Origin of the sequence: Saccharopolyspora hattusasensis (genome assembly GCF_050972075.1) — a bacterium.
Taxonomy (GTDB): domain Bacteria; phylum Actinomycetota; class Actinomycetes; order Mycobacteriales; family Pseudonocardiaceae; genus Saccharopolyspora; species Saccharopolyspora hattusasensis.
This window is the reverse complement of sequence record NZ_JBPCDC010000001.1, coordinates 774,074-790,794: the sequence shown is the minus strand read 5'-3', so window position 1 is coordinate 790,794 and position 16,721 is coordinate 774,074. Positions and strand designations below refer to the sequence as shown.

Here is a 16,721-nt window from a genome sequence, read left to right as displayed (position 1 = left end):
TCGCGGCACACCATGCCAACCCGAAACGACACATATTTACCCAGCTCCCCGAACAGTTGGGCCCCCCTCGCCGCGAAGCGCGGGCCGCAGCTTGTCCAGCACCCCCGGGTCCTCGATGGTGGAGGGCACCTTGGTGTCGCCGGTATCGGCGATCTCGCGCATCGACTTGCGCAGGATCTTCCCGGAGCGGGTCTTGGGCAGCCCGTCGACCACCGCCACGTCCCGGAACGCCGCTACCGGCCCGATCTGCGTCCGAACCGCCGCGATCAGCTCGTCGCGCAGCGTCTCTTCGGCGATGTCCACACCGGACTTCAGCACCACGAACCCGCGCGGCACCTGTCCCTTCAGCGAGTCGTGCACCCCGATCACCGCGCACTCGGCGACCGCCGGATGCTCCGCGAGCACCGCCTCCATCGAGCCGGTCGACAACCGGTGCCCGGCGACGTTGATCACGTCGTCGGTGCGGCCCATCACGAACAGGTAGCCGTCGGCGTCGATGTAGCCGTTGTCGCCGGTGAGGTAGTAGCCGGGGTAGCGCGACAGGTAGGACTCGCGGAACCGCTCGTCGGCGCCCCACAGCGTCGGCAGCGTGCCCGGCGGCAGCGGCAGCTTGATGCAGATCGCACCGTCGGTCTCCGGCGGCAGCGGCTGCCCGGCCTGGTCCAGCACCACGACGTCGTAGCCGGGCACGGGCACTGTCGGCGACCCCGCCTTGACCGGCATCGGCTCCAGCCCGCGCAGGTTCGCGCAGATCGGCCAGCCCGTCTCGGTCTGCCACCAGTGGTCGACCACCGGCACGCCGAGCCGCTTCGACGCCCAGTGGTAGGTCTCCGGGTCCAGCCGCTCGCCGGCCAGGAACAGCGTCTGCAGGCTCGTGGCGTCGTGGGCGGCCAGCAGCTCCGCGTCCGGGTCCATCCGCTTGATCGCCCGGAACGCGGTCGGCGCGGTGAACAGCGCCTTGACGCGGTGGTCGGCGATGACCCGCCAGAACGCCCCCGCGTCTGGCGTGCCCACCGGCTTGCCCTCGTAGACCACGGTCGTCGCCCCGGTCAGCAGCGGCGCGTAGACGATGTAGGAGTGGCCGACCACCCAGCCGACGTCCGAGGCGGCCCAGAAGACGTCACCCGGCCCGATGTCGTAGATGTTGGCCATCGACCAGCGCAGGGCGACCGCGTGCCCGCCGTTGTCGCGCACCACGCCCTTCGGGCGCCCGGTGGTGCCCGAGGTGTAGAGCACGTACAGCGGATCGGTGGCCTTCACCGGCACGCAATCGGCCGGTTCGGCCTGCGCCAGCGCGTCCTGCCAGTCCACGTCGCGCTCGCCGAGCTCGGCGAGGGCCTGCTCGCGCTGGAACACGATCACCCGCTTCGGCTGGTGCTCGGTCATCCGCAGCGCTTCGTCGACGATCGGCTTGTACTCGACGATCCGGTTCGGCTCCAGGCCGCACGACGCCGCGACGATCACCGTCGGGCGGGCGTCGTCGATGCGCGCCGCCAACTCCTTCGGCGCGAAGCCGCCGAAGACCACCGAATGCACCGCCCCGATACGCGCGCAGGCCAGCATCGCCACGACGGCCTCGGAGATCATCGGCAGGTAGATCACGACGCGATCGCCCGGCTCGGCGCCCTGCGCCCGCAACGCCCCGGCGAACAGCGCCACCCGGTCCAGCAGCTCCCGGTAGGTCCAGCGGCGCACCTCGCCGGTCATCGCCGAATCCCAGATCAGCGCCGTCTGCTCGCCGCGGCCATCGCGGACGTGCCGGTCCAGCGCGTTGAAGCAGGTGTTGAGGACGCCGTCGGGGAACCACCGGAAGAACGGATCCCCGGTGGCGTCCAAGGCACGCGAGGGTGCCTGCTCCCACTCGATCGCGGCCGCCGCGTCGAGCCAGAAGCCCTCCGGGTCGGCCAGGCTCCGCCGGTAGGCCTCGGCATACGCACCCATGACCACATTCCTCCCGCTCCCGCTGCGATGTCGCCTGTGGTCCTACCGCACAACGCGGAGTAGCGCCAGGGTCACCCGCAGCGAAGTGCGAAACGCTTTTGTCACAACCGAAACACGGATGATCGGACGAGCGGTGACCGGACTTCGGTCGCGCTGAGCGCCGTTCGGATATCCGGATGCACTTCGGCGACACAACGTGTCCGTTTGGCGCTGGGTGGGCGGATCGGCGCGACAGAGCGTGCTCGGCCGAACACAATCAATCGAAGTCGATGATCGGGCTAACACCACGGCGCATCGCGCCGACAACCGAATCGGAGGTGCTACAACGATGAGCACGGAACCGGCCCTGTCTTCACAGGCATTCGCCGCCCAGTCCGCCGAGGCCGCTGCCGCCGGGGTTGAACCCGCACGCAGCCCGTCCGCCGAACTGCCCACCGCGCCGTGCAGCGTGGTGTGGAGCGGTGGCCATTCCTACGTTCGCGAAGGGTCCACCGGGGCTCGCTGGGCGGGTGTCGACGACCGAGGCCGGGCCCGGTTCCTCACCGATGCGGATCTCCGCCGCCGCGGCTGGAGCCATAGGCAGGCCTAGCCCGCGCCGGTGGCCGACGGCTCCCGCCGCGCGGAGCAGCCCGATCGACCGGCTTCGCGGGAGCCCGGCCGCCAAGTGTGTTGTGCGAGGAATGTGAGACCCTGATCTGGCCGGGATGCACAAGTTGCGTCCGAAGTGGGGGCAGGACGCACAACCATTCAGGGGAGGCTCGTGGTGCAGGATGCTGAGCGCACCACGGAGAACACCACGAGCGGAGACGGCGGGATGAACGCCGGTCCGGCGGGCCAGGAACCCGCAGCAGGACGACCCGATCCCGGCATAGCCCGGATCCGGGAGGCGGCCGCGGGTGTGTGGGCCGATCCGTGGTGGACGCTGCCGAACCTGCTCAGCGTGATCCGGCTGGCCGGCGTGCCGGTGTTCCTCTGGCTGCTGCTCGGCCCCAAGGCTGACCTGCTCGCGCTCCTGGTGCTGGTGATCAGCGGTATCACCGACTGGCTCGACGGCAAGCTCGCCCGCTGGCTCAACCAGTACAGCCGCATCGGCGAACTGCTCGACCCGGCCGCCGATCGCCTCTACATAGTCGCCACCCTGGTCGCCTTCGTGCTGCGCGACGTGGTGCCCTGGTGGGTCGCCGCCGCGCTCGTCATCCGCGACGTGGTGCTCACGCTGTGCCTGCCGGCGTTGCGATGGCACGGTTACGAGCCGCCGGACGTGCACTACCTCGGCAAGGCCGCGACCTTCTGCCTGATGTACGCGTTCCCGCTGTTGCTGTTGGTGCAGGAGGACTTCCCGCTGTCCGATGTGGTGCGCCCGATCGCCTACGCCTTCACCTGCTGGGGCGGCGCGCTCTACCTGTGGGCCGGCATCCTCTACCTCGGGCAGGTGGTGGCGGCGGTCCATCAGGCCCGCGCCAAACCGGTCTGAGCACCGTTCGGTCGTCCCGCGCGAAGGGCACCTCTTGTTGAGCAAATCGGCAAGAGGTGCCCTTGGTGCGGCATGGGTGCGCATGGGTTCGAGAGTCGCCTTGCGGCCTGTGCCGCGTGGTGAATACGCTCGCCGAGCCGATCACGTGAAGCTCGTGGCCGGTGATCCACAGCACCAGCGGACCAGGAAGGCGGGACCACGTGGCGGCCCCGGACGAGATCAAGTACACCGAAGAGCACGAATGGGTTCAGCGCACCGGCGACGACACGGTGCGCATCGGGATCACCGAATACGCCCAGCAGCAGCTGGGCGACGTGGTGTTCGTGCAGCTGCCGGAACCCGGCCAGCAGGTCACCTCTGGCGAGTCGATGGGCGAGGTCGAGTCGACCAAGAGCGTCTCCGAGATCTACGCCCCGGTGAGCGGCGAGGTGGTGGCCCGCAACGACCAGCTGGAAGACGAACCGGAGCTGGTCAATTCGGCACCGCTGGGGGGCGGCTGGATGGTCGAGCTCAAGCTCGCCGACCCGGCCCAGCTGGACGCCCTGCTCGACGCCCAGGCCTACCAGAAGCTGACCGAATCCTGATCCGACCAGGCAAGATCGTCGGACTGTCGGGGTCCGGGAGGAAGATGTCGGGAGTCCCGCGTTCCGTGCTTGTACCTGCACTGTACGTTGGGTACATACTTGGCACGATCTATCCGCGTAGAGGAGAGCTCAGGTGAGCCAATTCCCCGGGCACGGCGATGTTCCGCCGGAGCAGTCACCGGAGACCACCTCGGTCTTCAGGCCCTTCCTCTCGGAGCCGGAAAGCACCGAGAGTGCGTCCCCGGAGCCCGCCGCCGCATCCGCATCCGCATCCGCATCCGGGGTCGATGCGCTGCCCGCAGGGTCCGCCCTGCTGGTGGTGAAGCGCGGCCCCAACGCGGGGTCGCGATTCCTGCTGGACCGGGAGACCACCAGCGCGGGACGACACCCCGACAGCGACATCTTCCTCGACGACGTCACGGTTTCCCGTCGGCACGCCGAGTTCCGGCGCGAAGGCAACGACTTCGTGGTCGTAGACGTCGGCAGCCTGAACGGTACCTACGTCAACCGGGAACCGGTGGACACCTCGGTGCTCGCCAACGGTGACGAGGTGCAGATCGGGAAGTTCCGCCTGGTATTCCTTACTGGTCCGATCGATGGGGGCCCAGGCGCCCGCTGAGGACGCCCTGGGAACGACTTGTCGACCCGCCAGCGGGGCGACGCCGAAGCGGCGTCGCCCCGCTAGCGCGTCAAGGTACTGCGCAGCCGAGATCAACTGCATCCTCGCGCGGGGAATTTCCCGACGTCGCAACCGGTTTCCACGTTGCAGCGGTCCTCTTTCCACCGGCCCAACGGGGCGGTGGGCGGTGTATCGTGCTGGTAATGCTCGATAAGGAGCTCAGCCTGTGGTTCGGGCCAGATGCACCGGCAGGAAGGCCGCGAATTCGGTGGTCGACCAGACCGCTAAGGGATGGGCGTGTCCGCCGCAACGCGGGTAGCGTCGGAGGCGTCGGTGCGCGATCCTCGACGGGGATGTCACGCTTCGGCGCGCTGGAGGAGGCGATGTGACGATGAGCAGCGAGATGCGCGTCGTCGGCGTGCGAGTTGAACTACCAGCAAACCAGCCGATTCTGCTGTTGCGCGAGGCGCACGGCGAGCGTTACCTGCCGATCTGGATCGGCTCGGTCGAGGCGACCGCCATCGCACTCGAGCAGCAGGGTGTGCGGCCGCAGAGACCCCTGACTCACGACCTGCTGAAGGACGTCATTGGGGCCCTGGGACGCGACCTTGAACAGGTGCGGATCACCGATCTCCAGGACGGCACCTTCTTCGCCGAGCTGGTGTTCGACGGGGATGTGCGGGTCTCGGCGCGGCCGAGCGACTCGGTGGCGCTGGCACTGCGCATCGGGGTGCCGATCCACGCCGACGAATCGGTGCTGGACGAGGCCGGGCTGATCATCCCGGACGAGCAGGAGGACGAGGTCGAGAAGTTCCGCGAGTTCCTCGACTCCGTGTCGCCGGAGGACTTCCGCGGCGCGGACACCTGAGCCTGCCGATCGACCCGACGAGACCTCCCGGCCCCTGTCCGCGCGCTGCGGGCGGGGGCCGGGTCGTCCGGGGCCCGCGCGTCGCGTTGACCTCCCCGCGGGGCAGGCATACCGTCGAACTTACGCGAATTGCCCCGGTGTGATTCGGTCGCTGGGCGGTGTTCGCGGCCCCGGATCGCGACGGTCCGGGCGCTGGTGATCGTCGTCGTCGGCTTCGTGCCGGACGAGGGGAGGCAGGCGTGGTCGAGGAAGCGCCCAACCGGGATGCTGCCGCGGAGCAGGGCGAGCTGTTCCCCGACGCCGCAATGCCGGACGAGCTGGTCGGCTACCGGGGTCCGGCCGCCTGCCAGATCGCCGGCATCACCTACCGCCAGTTGGACTACTGGGCGCGCACCAAGCTGGTCGGCCCGTCCATCCGCAGCGCCGCCGGCTCGGGCTCGCAGCGCCTCTACTCGTTCAAGGACATCCTGGTGCTCAAGGTGGTCAAGCGACTGCTGGACACCGGGGTTTCGCTGCACAACATCCGGGTCGCGGTGGACCACCTGCGCAACCGAGGCGTGCAGGACCTGGCCCGGCTCACGCTGTTCAGCGACGGGACGACGGTCTACGAGTGCACCTCTGCCGAGGAGGTGGTCGACCTGCTGCAAGGTGGCCAAGGGGTGTTCGGCATCGCCGTCAGCGGCGCGATGCGCGAGATCAGCGGCACCATCCACGACTTCCCGGCCGAGCGGGCCGACGGCGGCGAGCTGGTGCCGCTGGTCGACGACGAATTGTCCCGCCGCCGGCGCGACCGGCAGGCTGAAACGGGCTGATCGCGGCCGGCCCCGGCCGGTGGTGTGCGGCCGGTGACATCACGGGTCCGCTCGACCCCCTGGTCGGGTAAGCTGCGGCACATCGCCGACCCCGTGCGGGAGAGTCCGGCCCGGCTTCGGCCGTGGTCGGCGCCGAAGGAGCAAACCTCCCCGCCAACCTCTCAGGCCACCTGGACCGCACGGGCGAGATGCCTCTGGAAAGAGGATGCACCACGGCTGTGGCGCATCCCGCCGACGGTGCAAGCCCGGTTCCCGGGTGAAGCTCTCAGGCGTTCGCTTCGCGGACAGTGACAGAGGGGGAGAGCAGAGCAGTTCCGGCTGTTCTGCCGCCCTTTGCCCGCCGCGACAATTGAGGTTTGGCGATGACCGACGTGACCCACGATCGCATTCCACTGGCCGCCCTGGAGCACGGAACGCCGTTCGCCGACCGGCACGTCGGGCCGATGCCGGCCGAGCTTGCCCGCATGCTCGACGTGATCGGCGTCGGCTCGTTGGAGGAGCTGGGTCAGAACGCCGTGCCGGACACCATCCGGGAAGGCGACCTGCAGCTGGCGCTGCCCGAGCCGGCCACCGAGTCCGAGGCGCTGGCCGAGCTGCGCGAGCTCGCGCGCCGCTGTCGCCCGCACGCCGAGATGATCGGGCTGGGCTACTACGGCACGGTCACGCCGCCGGTGATCCTGCGCAACGTGCTGGAGAGCCCGGCCTGGTACACCGCCTACACCCCGTACCAGCCGGAGATCTCGCAGGGTCGGCTCGAAGCGCTGCTGAACTTCCAGACGATGGTGGCCGACCTGGCCGGGGTGCCGGTGGCCAACGCGTCGATGCTCGACGAGTCCACCGCGGCGGCCGAGGGCATGACGCTGGTGCGCCGCGCGGGCCGGTCGAAGTCGCCGCGGTTCGTGGTGGACGCCGACACGCTGCCGCAGACCATCGCGGTGATCGAGACCCGCGCGGAGCCGCTGGGCATCGAGATCGTCGTCGCCGACCTGTCCGCTGGCGCGCAGGCGCTGCCGGAGGACGAGTTCTTCGGCGCGCTGCTGTCCTACCCGGGTGCCTCCGGTGCGGTGCGCGACCAGGAGCAGATCATCGCCGAGGTGCACCGGCGCGGCGCCAAGGTCGTCGTCGCGGCCGACCTGCTGGCGCTGACGCTGCTGCGCTCGCCCGGCGAGATCGGCGCGGACGTGGTGGTCGGCAGCACCCAGCGATTCGGGGTGCCGATGGGCTTCGGCGGCCCGCACGCCGGATTCATGGCCGTGGCCAAGGGACTCGAACGGCAGCTGCCGGGCCGGTTGGTCGGCGTGAGCGTCGACGCCGACGGCAACCAGGCCTACCGGCTGGCGCTGCAGACCCGCGAACAGCACATCCGCCGCGAGAAGGCCACCAGCAACATCTGCACCGCGCAGGTCCTGCTGGCCGTCGTGGCGTCGATGTATGCCGTGTACCACGGCCCCGCCGGGCTGCGGTCGATCGCGACCCGCGCGCACCGGATGGCCGCCGTGCTCGCCGAGCAGCTGCGCCGCGGCGGGGTCGAGGTGCTGCACCGGGAGTTCTTCGACACCGTCGTCGCGAGGGTGCCGGGCAAGGCCGACGACGTTGTCGCCACGGCCCGCCGGGTCGGCATCAACCTGCGCCGGGTGGACGCCGACCACGTCGGCATCAGCTGCGACGAGACCACCACGCGGGCGCACCTGGCGGCGGTGTGGCAGGCCTTCGGCGTCACCGTCGGCGACGCCGACGAACTCGACATCGAGACGCCGGACGCGCTGCCCGCGGCGCTGGAGCGCACCTCGGAGTACCTGACGCACCCGGTGTTCCACACCCACCGCTCCGAGACCTCGCTGCTGCGCTACCTGCGGCAGCTGTCGGACAAGGACATCGCGCTGGACCGCAGCATGATCCCGCTGGGCTCGTGCACCATGAAGCTCAACGCGACGGCCGAGATGGAGCCGATCACCTGGCCGGAGTTCGGTTCGCTGCACCCGTTCGCGCCCGCGCAGGACGCCGAGGGTCTGCTGTCGATCGTCAAGGACCTGGAGACCTGGTTGGCGGAGGTCACCGGCTACGACGCGGTGAGCCTGCAGCCGAACGCCGGTAGTCAGGGCGAGTTCGCCGGGCTGCTGGCGATTCGGGCCTACCACCGCAGCCGTGGTGCCGCCGACCGGGACCTGTGCCTGATCCCGGCGAGCGCGCACGGCACCAACGCCGCCAGCGCCGTGATGGCCGGGATGCGGGTGATCGTGGTCCGCTGCGACGACACCGGAAACATCGAGCTGGAGCACCTGCGCGAGCTGGTCACCGAGCACGCCGACGACCTCGCCGCGATCATGATCACCTACCCGTCCACGCACGGCGTGTACGAGGACACCGTGCGCGAGGTGTGCGGCCTGGTGCACGACGCGGGCGGCCAGGTGTACGTCGACGGGGCGAACCTCAACGCCCTGATCGGCCTGGCGCGGATGGGCAAGTTCGGTTCCGACGTCTCGCACCTGAACCTGCACAAGACGTTCTGCATCCCGCACGGCGGTGGCGGGCCGGGCGTCGGCCCGATCGGCGTGCGCGAGCACCTGGCGCCGTTCCTGCCGAACCACCCGATGCAGCCCGCAGCCGGACCGGTCTCCGGCGTCGGCCCGATCAGCGCCGCGCCGTGGGGCAGCGCCTCGATCCTGCCGATCTCCTGGGCGTACGTGCGGATGATGGGTGCCGACGGCCTGCGCCGCGCGACGCTGACCGCGGTGGCCGCCGCCAACTACGTCGCCCGCCGCCTGAACACCTACTTCCCGGTGCTCTACACCGGCAAAGGCGGCTTCGTGGCGCACGAGTGCATCCTTGACCTGCGGCAGATCAGCAAGACCAGCGGAATCACCGTCGACGACGTCGCCAAGCGGCTGGCCGACTACGGCATCCACGCGCCGACGATGTCTTTCCCGGTGGCCGGGACGCTGATGGTCGAGCCGACCGAGAGCGAGAACCTGGCGGAGCTGGACCGCTTCTGCGAGGCGATGATCGCCATCCGCGCGGAGATCGACAAGGTCGTCGCCGGGCAGTGGCCGGCCGACGACAACCCGCTGGTGGGCGCCCCGCACACGGCGGCCTCACTGGCTAAGGACTGGGACCACGCGTACTCCCGCGAGGAGGCGGCCTACCCGCTGGGCACCGATGTGGTGAAGGTGTGGCCGCCGGTGCGCCGCATCGATGGGGCCCGCGGCGACCGCAACCTGGTCTGCTCCTGCCCGCCCCTGGACGCCTACCAGTCGTGAGGGACGTCCGTTGGTGGGAGCGCCTCCGGTCCGCCGTTGCGGCCGGGGGCGCCTCCGTGTTCGGGGTGGGTGCGACACGTCCGGTCGGGTTCGGTTTGCGTGCGGTGTGGGCGGGGTGACACGGTGGCCCGGTCACCTGACCGGCTCCGAGAGGAAGTGGAGCAATGCTCACCATCAGTGAGAGCGCGGCGGAGGTCATCAAGCTCGTCCTCGTCGGCGGCGACTCTCCGGAAGGTTCCGGCCTGCGCATCGCGCCGGCTGAGCAGGGCCTGCAGGCGTCGATCGCCGACCAACCGCAGGCCGGCGACGAGGTGATCGAGGAATCCGGCGTGCGGGTGTTCCTCGAATCGCAGGTCGCGACGCTGCTCGGCGACAAGGTGTTGGACGCCGAGCAGGACGCCAACGGTGAACTGGCGCTGGCCGTTCGCGACTGACCGAAGGGACTTGAACCGTCGGCCCGGGTGTTTTGCCCGGGTCGACGGTTTTTTGCGCCGAACTGCGATCTAGGACTCCTGCCAGACACTGGTGATAGCGGTATTGCGGCAACTACTCTCGATGCGCAACTGCTCAGGTTGGGAGGGAATGCGTCGTGCAGACCACCACGCTCGCCATGCACATGAGTGACGGGCTGCTGAACGCGCAGACGGCGCTGCTGTTCGCGGTCGTGGCGATCGCCGGGCTGGCGGTCGCGCTGGCCAAGGCGCGGGCCGACCTGGACGACCGGACGGCGCCGATGGCCGGGCTGGTGGCCGCGTTCGTCTTCGCCGCGCAGATGATCAACTTCCCGGTGCTGCCCGGCGTCAGCGGGCACCTGCTCGGCGGGGCGCTGGCGGCGATCTTGGCCGGGCCGTGGGTCGGCGCGCTGTGCGTGGCGATCGTGCTCGTGGTGCAGGCGCTGCTGTTCGCCGACGGCGGGCTGACCATGCTGGGCGCGAACATCACCAACATGGCGCTGATCGGCACCGCCGTCGGCTACCTTGTCGCGCTCGCGCTGCGCCGCCTCGCGCTGCGCAGCCGCGCCGGGTTGCTGGTGACTGCCTTCGTCGCGGCCTGGGTGAACACCGTCGCCGCCTCCGGCGGCTTCGTCATCGAGTACGCGCTCGGCGGCGCCGCCGGTTACGGCACGGGCACCGCTGCGCTCGCGGTGGTCGGGGTGCACTGCCTCATCGGCATTGGAGAGGGCATGATCACGGCCGCCACGGTGGGTGCGGTGGCAGCCGCCAGACCGGACCTGGTCCACCTGTTGCGCATCGGGAAGCAGACGAAGGAGAACGTGCGATGAGTGCGCCGCGTCGGAGTTTCCTGTTGGTCTTCGGCCTGTTCATCCTCGTCATCGCGGGCGGGGTCGCCTACTTCGCGGATTCCGACCCGGACGGCCTGGACGCGGTCACCCAGCGCGGCTGCACCGTGGTCGAGACCGACCAGGGCGAGCGGTTGGACGGCCAGTGCATCGCGCAGCACGCCCAGGACCACGCGCTGGCCAGCGGTCCGCTGGCGGATTACGCCGTCGGTGGCGATGACCGCTGGACCGGGGTGGCCGGCGTGATCGGCGCGGTGGTCACGCTCGGTGCCGCGGGTGGTTTGTTCTGGGGCCTGCGTCGCCGGACCGGAGGCGAGTAGCGATGGGTGCCGGCCACGCCGGCGCGCTGCACCTGCCCGGCGATTCGGCGCCGCACCGCCTGCCGCCCGAGGTCAAGATCGTGGCGGCTTTCCTGATGGTGCTGTGCGTGGTGGCGACGCCGCGCGAGGTGTTCTGGGCTTTCGGCGGGTATGCCGGGCTGCTGTCGGGGCTGGTGCTGGTGGCCAGGGTTCCGCCGCGCTGGCTGGCCAGTCGCCTGCTGATCGAGGTGCCGTTCGTGGTGCTCGCGTTGGTGCTGCCGTTCACCGCGGGCGGCGCGACGACGGAGGTGGCGGGTTTCGCGCTGTCCACCGAGGGGCTGCTGGCGGGCTGGAACATCTTGGCGAAGGGCACGCTCGGGCTGGCCACCTCGCTGCTGCTGGCCGCCACGACCGCGCCCCGGGAGCTGGTGGTCGGCCTGCAGCGCCTGCGCGCGCCCAGGCTGCTGATCACCATCATCACGCTGATGCTGCGCTACGCCGAGGTGATCGTCGCCGAGGCCAAGCGGATGCGGGTCGCGCGGATCTGCCGCGGCCACGATCCGCGGTTCCTGTGGCAGATCGGCGCGACCGCGCGCGGGATCGGGAGCCTGTTTATCCGGTCCTACGAGCGCGGCGAGCGCGTGCACCTGGCGATGGTGTCACGGGGTTGGCAGGGTGCGATGCCCGAGCTGGGAGAATCGCGCCGGACATCATCGGCGGCGTGGTGGCTGGGCATGGCGCCACCGGCCGTCGCCGCAGTCGTGCTGGGAGTCGCCTTGTGGACCGCCTGACCGAATCATTGCCGGAGCGCACCGCCGAGTCGGATTCCGCTCCGGCGCTGGAGGTTTCCGGGTTGGCGTTCCGCTACCCGGACGGCCACCGCGCGCTGACCGGGGTGGACCTGCGCGTCGAACGGGGGGAGCGGGTCGCGGTGCTCGGCCCCAACGGCGCGGGCAAGACGACCATGACGCTGCACCTCAACGGCGTGCTGCGCGCCGAGTCGGGCAGCATCCACGTCGGTGGACTGCCGGTGGATTCGCGGAACTTGAAGGAGATCCGCCGCCGCGTCGGGCTGGTGTTCCAGGACCCCGACGACCAGTTGTTCATGCCGACCGTGCGGGAGGACGTCGCGTTCGGCCCGGCGAACTTCGGGGAACGCGGCGAGGCGTTGGCGGAACGCGTCCGGTCGGCTCTCGACGCGGTGGGCATGGCCGAACACGCTGACCGCTCGCCGCTGCACCTCTCCGGTGGTCAGCGCAAGCGGGTCGCGCTGGCCGCGGTGCTCGCGTGCCAGCCGGAGCTGCTGGTGCTGGACGAGCCGTCGTCGAACCTTGAACCGGTGGCCCGGCGCGAACTAGCCGAGGTGCTGCTGGCCTGGGGCGGCACGATGCTCATGGTCACCCACGACCTGCCGTACGCGTTGCAGCTGTGCCCGCGCAGCGTGCTGATCGACCACGGCACGGTGGTCGCGGACGGTCCCACCGCGGAACTGCTGGCCGACGCCGAACTGCTGGCCGCGCACCGCCTCGAACTGCCTTACGGCTTCCGGATTACCTGACCTCGCCGCCCGTTGCTGTTCCCGCGTTCCGCGGTGACCGGCTTTCTGGGATCGCTTGGCGTCCTCAGCGCTGGTGCATGGCCGGGGCGGGCTCCAGGAAGACCACCGGCACCTCGTTTTCCAGCACCACCTTGCCCAGCAGGTCCGCGAGTGCGCTGCGGTCGGTGTCGCTGAGGCCGGCCGGCAGCCTTTCGATCCTGCGGCAGGTCTCGGCGTAGAACTCGTCGACGAGATCGCGGCCCTCTGCGGTGAGGGCGACCTGGACCGCGCGCGCGTCCTCCGGATCCGCCTCGCGCTGGACTAGGCCGCGCTGGGCGGTCCGGTCCACCAGACCGGTGAGACTCGATTTCGCCAGTCCCAGCATCGCGCCCAGCTCGCCCATGCCGTACGGCTGCGCCATCAGCACGCACAGCAGCTGCCCTTGCTGCGGTGTCAGCCCGTATTCGCGACTCGACTCGGCGTACACGGCATTCACGAGGAAAGCGGAACGTACCAGCGCGGTGACGACCCCCATCGCCTCACCTGAGGTCTTGCCCATTCATCCAATTTACCACCGAACGAACCGGTGATTCGCATCGCGAACTACCAAAAATCCGTGAGCACTTTTCGGTGCTATAGCACCGAAAAGTGCTCACGGGTCCCGGCCCTGAGGTAACCAGTTGTGACCGACTGCTCGAACGTGTTATAAGTACCTCGTGGTTACCAGCGAGGACGGCATCCTCAAGCGTGGGAATCTGACGGATCCGAACTGCCCGACCCGTCTAGTGCTGGACCGCATCGGGGACAAATGGACGGTGCTGGTAGTGACGCTGCTGTCTGACGGCCCGATGCGCTTCACGCAGCTGCGCACGGGCATCGGCGGGGTGGCTCCGAAGGTGCTGACGCAGACGTTGCGCGCGCTGGAACGCGACGGCTTGCTGATCCGGACCGTGTACCCGGAGGTGCCGCCGAAGGTGACCTACGAGCTGACCGACCTCGGGCATTCCCTACGTGGGCCGGTGGAAGCGATCGCCGACTGGTCCGAACGCAACGTCAACCGCATCCTCGCCGCCCGCGCCGCCGCCGGCGAAAGGTGATCACGCCGGCTGGGCGGCCCAGTCGAGGATCTCGTGGCAGGTGTCGATCAGGCGTTGCCGCAGGACGGCGGCCTCGGTGGCGAAGGTGCGCTGCCGTCGGACGTAGTCGGCGCGGCCGTCGGGGGTTTCGATCGGTACGGGCTCGTAGCCGAGGTCGCGCAGGTCGTACGGGCGCCCGCATGTCGAGCTCCCGGATCCGAACCGCGAGCTCGAAGCAGTCCGCGACCATTTCCGCAGGAACGAACGGGTCCAGCTTGTAGGCCCATTTGAAGACGTCGATGCTGACGGTTCCGGCAAGCCCTCGTACGGTCGAGCGACATTGATAGCTCGATGCGTGGTCTTCTTAGAGACTGTTGGGTAACTGGGTGGTTACGCAGCGATGTTGGTTTCGGCGGTGAGTCGGCGGGCGGCTTCGCGTTCGGTGGCGTTGGACCACCGGATGCTCTGGCCGGCGAGCCGGGTGGCCATGAGGCGGATCATCGCGAGTTTGATCATGTTTTCGGAGTTCGCGGTCAGGCGTTCGTAGTCGCGGGCGAGGCGACGGTTGCGGATCAGCCACCCAAAAGTTCGTTCGACCACCCACCTACGTGGTAGCACCTGGAACCCCTTGACATCGTCGCTGCGTTTGACGATTTCCAGTACCAGTCCGAGTTTTTCCTTCGCCCAGGCCAGCAGGCCGTTGACGACGGAGTTGGCGTATCCGCCATCGGCCCACACCAGAGCGATCGAGGGGAACCGGGCCGCCAGGCGTCGCAGGATCTCGCGCCCGCCGCGCTCCGCGCGGTCCTGCACCGATGCGGAGGTGACCATGACGACCAGCAGCAGGCCGAGGGTGTCCACGACCAGGTGCCGTTTGCGGCCTGTCGTTTTCTTGCCCATATCGAACCCGCGTTCCTGCCCTCCCTCGCTGCTTTTGATGGACTGGGCGTCGAGCACGGCCGCCGACGGGTCCGCCGTGCGTCCGGCCTGGCGCCGAACCTGATCGCGCAGCGCGTCGTGGACACGGTCGATCGTGCCGTCGGCACTCCAGTCCCGAAACCAGCGATAGGCCGCGTCCCAGGGCAGCAGATCACGGGGAATCATCCGCCACTGACAACCCGAACGCAGCACGTAGAAGATCCCGTCCAGCACCAGGCGATCGTCGTATTTCCTTGCCATACCGCCCTTTCGGCGGTCTCGTACCGGCATCAACGGCTCCAGGACCGCCCACACCTCATCGGTCAGACTGGACGGATAACATGGGCGGCGATCATCCCCGCCGGTATCGCAGTTGCACACACAACAAGATCACGGCGGGGATGATCTCTTTGTCATCTCGACACACCGACCGTGATCAACATCACGCCACGCTCAGTGTCGCCCCAGTTACCCAACAGTCTCTTAGAAGGGTGTAACTTCCCGGCTGACCTGCTCATGGGCGAAGGCCAACGGGCATGAAGTGATCGATTGGGCGATCGACACCGACGTGTCTCGGTCCGTGGACCCGTTCAACGCGCCGGAGCTCGGGCCGTGGTTCAGCAAGCCGGAGAAGGTCCATGCTTGGGACATCGTTGCTACCTGGAAGCTCGATCGGTTGGCCACCGGCAGTATCTACCTGAACAAGGTCATGTCTTGGTGTTTCGAGAACGAGAAAGATCTTGTCTCGGTTACCGAGGACTTCGACCTTTCGACTTGGTTCGGTCGCATGGTCGCTAACGTAATCGCGGGCGTCGCCGAGGGCGAGGTTGAAGCGATTATGGAGCGCACCCGGGATTCACAAAGGGCACTTCGGCGACTGGGCCCGCTGGCCCGGCGGAGTCGTGCACTACGGAAATTTCCCGGTCAAGTGAAACGAGGAGTATTTCGGCGAAGATCCCGTTCATAAACCCTGGCGGGCTCAGACTATTTTCAAGATCCTCAGGGTTGTCGCCGGATGCTGAAGTGCCCGGATCACTGTTGACGGAAAGGTGCTTGCCGAGAACGCCAGCAAGGGTCCGTACGCCGTGGTAAACTGCTCTGGTACAACCGGGTTCTAAGGACCGTGCAATGAAGAAAGCCCCCTCCCTCTGCGCGAGGGGGCTTTTTTTGTTTCTACGACTTGGGGCAAATGCAGAAGTTATGCCCGCACACAGGGCACCTAGGCGGCGTCTTGTGGCTAGGAGTGTTTGGCTGCATTAGGTCTCTCCTTATCGTGCGGGGCACTGAGGGTGCCCCATTGGTCCGTCTCGCTCGTACTCACAGATACACGTCTGACTTGGCCAATTCGGTTCTCGTACTTCTGGGATTTGTTCAAGCCCGAATCCATCCGTGATGACTCCCTTGCCCCCACAGCGAATGCAGATTCGATCTTCGAAAATCTCATCGCCATCGTCGTCCCGGATCGATACTGCAATGACCCTGCGGCCGTTGCATATGTAGCATTTTCGCCCCGGGTGCGTGATCGCGAACATGGGAACCTGCTTACCTTATTTGGGGGCTTGAGGCAATCACCTGAACGGGTGACAACTGATTAGTGCTGGCTCCAAAGCCAATACGGCGTTGGGAGTTTTTCTGGCTTCTCCTCTTCCGGGTTCTGCTGTTTATCTTCCTTATCGTCACTAGCCATCCGTGCACCTCTTGACACCTTGTTCGTGAGCGCAGTCGTGGCGGAACGATGTGAAGATGAGCCTTGACGACATGGCCAAGGCGACACACTTCGCCAAGTCCACGCTCGGGAATGTGGAGACTGGACGCAGGCGGGCTACTCCAGAGATCATCGAGGCGTACGAGAGGGGCATCCAGGAAGCAGCGGGCGAAGTGTTCAAGCGCGACATCACACACCCAGGTCTAGCCGCTGTCCTCAAGGTGGCGCGCTGCAAGAACGTTTGCTTGCTCTGGCTGGTTAGTTTCCGCAGATCAGCGGGTTAGAGTACCTTGCCCGAAGGGCCAACTTCGGTAGGTCAATGGCGGGAGAA

18 protein-coding genes, 1 pseudogene and 1 riboswitch are annotated in these 16,721 nt (G+C 68.2%); of the genes and pseudogenes, 15 read left to right on the top strand and 4 right to left on the bottom strand.

Features of this window, described 5'->3' with window-relative positions:
- Positions 1-36 precede the first annotated feature (36 nt).
- Positions 37-1,941: a propionyl-CoA synthetase gene (locus tag ACRXBZ_RS03735; protein WP_433877790.1), complete on the bottom strand. Its 1,905-nt coding sequence runs from the start codon at positions 1,939-1,941 to the stop codon at positions 37-39.
- Positions 1,942-2,269: 328 nt separating this feature from the next.
- On the opposite strand from ACRXBZ_RS03735, the gene ACRXBZ_RS03730 reads away from it, so the two are divergent.
- The 12 genes from ACRXBZ_RS03730 to ACRXBZ_RS03675 all read left to right on the top strand — a co-directional run bounded on the left by ACRXBZ_RS03730 (position 2,270) and on the right by ACRXBZ_RS03675 (position 12,712).
- Positions 2,270-2,530 carry a hypothetical protein gene (locus ACRXBZ_RS03730; protein ID WP_168584147.1) on the top strand — a complete coding sequence of 87 codons (261 nt, stop codon included), beginning with the start codon at positions 2,270-2,272 and terminating at the stop codon, positions 2,528-2,530.
- Positions 2,531-2,701: 171 nt separating this feature from the next.
- Positions 2,702-3,415, top strand: a complete 714-nt coding sequence (gene clsA, locus ACRXBZ_RS03725; protein ID WP_190815259.1) for a cardiolipin synthase ClsA — start codon at positions 2,702-2,704, stop codon at positions 3,413-3,415.
- A 200-nt stretch (positions 3,416-3,615) separates the two neighbouring features.
- On the top strand, positions 3,616-3,999 hold the full coding sequence (gene gcvH / locus ACRXBZ_RS03720) for a glycine cleavage system protein GcvH (RefSeq protein WP_433877789.1): 384 nt from the start codon (positions 3,616-3,618) through the stop codon (positions 3,997-3,999).
- A 133-nt stretch (positions 4,000-4,132) separates the two neighbouring features.
- Entirely contained in the window at positions 4,133-4,618 is a 486-nt protein-coding gene (garA, locus tag ACRXBZ_RS03715) for a glycogen accumulation regulator GarA (RefSeq protein ID WP_433877788.1), read from the top strand.
- A gap of 391 nt (positions 4,619-5,009) precedes the next feature.
- Entirely contained in the window at positions 5,010-5,486 is a 477-nt protein-coding gene (locus tag ACRXBZ_RS03710) for a bifunctional nuclease family protein (RefSeq protein ID WP_029534961.1), read from the top strand.
- Between the two features lie 239 nt (positions 5,487-5,725).
- A complete protein-coding gene (locus tag ACRXBZ_RS03705) occupies positions 5,726-6,298 on the top strand; it encodes a MerR family transcriptional regulator (protein WP_433877787.1) in 573 nt (190 codons plus the stop codon).
- Between the two features lie 86 nt (positions 6,299-6,384).
- Positions 6,385-6,486: riboswitch (glycine riboswitch) on the top strand.
- A gap of 174 nt (positions 6,487-6,660) precedes the next feature.
- Positions 6,661-9,555, top strand: a complete 2,895-nt coding sequence (gene gcvP, locus ACRXBZ_RS03700; RefSeq protein ID WP_433877786.1) for an aminomethyl-transferring glycine dehydrogenase — start codon at positions 6,661-6,663, stop codon at positions 9,553-9,555.
- 164 nt (positions 9,556-9,719) lie between these two features.
- Positions 9,720-9,989 carry a HesB/YadR/YfhF-family protein gene (locus tag ACRXBZ_RS03695; protein WP_168589439.1) on the top strand — a complete coding sequence of 90 codons (270 nt, stop codon included), beginning with the start codon at positions 9,720-9,722 and terminating at the stop codon, positions 9,987-9,989.
- Positions 9,990-10,165: 176 nt separating this feature from the next.
- Positions 10,166-10,837, top strand: a complete 672-nt coding sequence (locus ACRXBZ_RS03690) for an energy-coupling factor ABC transporter permease (RefSeq protein WP_433883793.1) — start codon at positions 10,166-10,168, stop codon at positions 10,835-10,837.
- Positions 10,834-11,175: a PDGLE domain-containing protein gene (locus ACRXBZ_RS03685; RefSeq protein WP_433877785.1), complete on the top strand. Its 342-nt coding sequence runs from the start codon at positions 10,834-10,836 to the stop codon at positions 11,173-11,175. The genes ACRXBZ_RS03690 and ACRXBZ_RS03685 overlap by 4 nt, the downstream gene beginning before the upstream one ends.
- A gap of 2 nt (positions 11,176-11,177) precedes the next feature.
- Positions 11,178-11,945 (top strand): cobalt ECF transporter T component CbiQ, encoded by a 768-nt coding sequence (gene cbiQ / locus ACRXBZ_RS03680; RefSeq protein ID WP_433877784.1) that lies wholly within the window; start codon positions 11,178-11,180, stop codon positions 11,943-11,945.
- Positions 11,933-12,712: an energy-coupling factor ABC transporter ATP-binding protein gene (locus ACRXBZ_RS03675; RefSeq protein ID WP_433877783.1), complete on the top strand. Its 780-nt coding sequence runs from the start codon at positions 11,933-11,935 to the stop codon at positions 12,710-12,712. The genes cbiQ and ACRXBZ_RS03675 overlap by 13 nt, the downstream gene beginning before the upstream one ends.
- A gap of 64 nt (positions 12,713-12,776) precedes the next feature.
- On the opposite strand, the gene ACRXBZ_RS03670 is transcribed toward ACRXBZ_RS03675, so the two are convergent.
- Complete coding sequence (locus ACRXBZ_RS03670; RefSeq protein ID WP_433877782.1) at positions 12,777-13,250, bottom strand: MarR family winged helix-turn-helix transcriptional regulator; 474 nt, start codon at positions 13,248-13,250, stop codon at positions 12,777-12,779.
- 157 nt (positions 13,251-13,407) lie between these two features.
- Between ACRXBZ_RS03670 and ACRXBZ_RS03665 the strand changes: the two genes are divergently transcribed.
- Positions 13,408-13,788 carry a winged helix-turn-helix transcriptional regulator gene (locus ACRXBZ_RS03665; protein WP_433877781.1) on the top strand — a complete coding sequence of 127 codons (381 nt, stop codon included), beginning with the start codon at positions 13,408-13,410 and terminating at the stop codon, positions 13,786-13,788.
- Here the strand turns inward: ACRXBZ_RS03665 and ACRXBZ_RS03660 are convergent.
- Positions 13,789-14,071, bottom strand: a pseudogene (locus tag ACRXBZ_RS03660) (3-methyladenine DNA glycosylase); the annotation flags it as partial.
- An 86-nt stretch (positions 14,072-14,157) separates the two neighbouring features.
- Positions 14,158-15,066 carry an IS5 family transposase gene (locus tag ACRXBZ_RS03655; protein WP_433877464.1) on the bottom strand — a complete coding sequence of 303 codons (909 nt, stop codon included), beginning with the start codon at positions 15,064-15,066 and terminating at the stop codon, positions 14,158-14,160.
- 124 nt (positions 15,067-15,190) lie between these two features.
- Between ACRXBZ_RS03655 and ACRXBZ_RS03650 the strand changes: the two genes are divergently transcribed.
- Together ACRXBZ_RS03650 and ACRXBZ_RS03645 are read left to right on the top strand one after the other, a co-directional pair.
- Entirely contained in the window at positions 15,191-15,652 is a 462-nt protein-coding gene (locus ACRXBZ_RS03650; RefSeq protein ID WP_433883792.1) for a recombinase family protein, read from the top strand.
- Between the two features lie 770 nt (positions 15,653-16,422).
- Positions 16,423-16,674, top strand: a complete 252-nt coding sequence (locus ACRXBZ_RS03645) for a helix-turn-helix domain-containing protein (protein ID WP_433877780.1) — start codon at positions 16,423-16,425, stop codon at positions 16,672-16,674.
- The last annotated feature ends 47 nt before the right edge of the window (positions 16,675-16,721 follow it).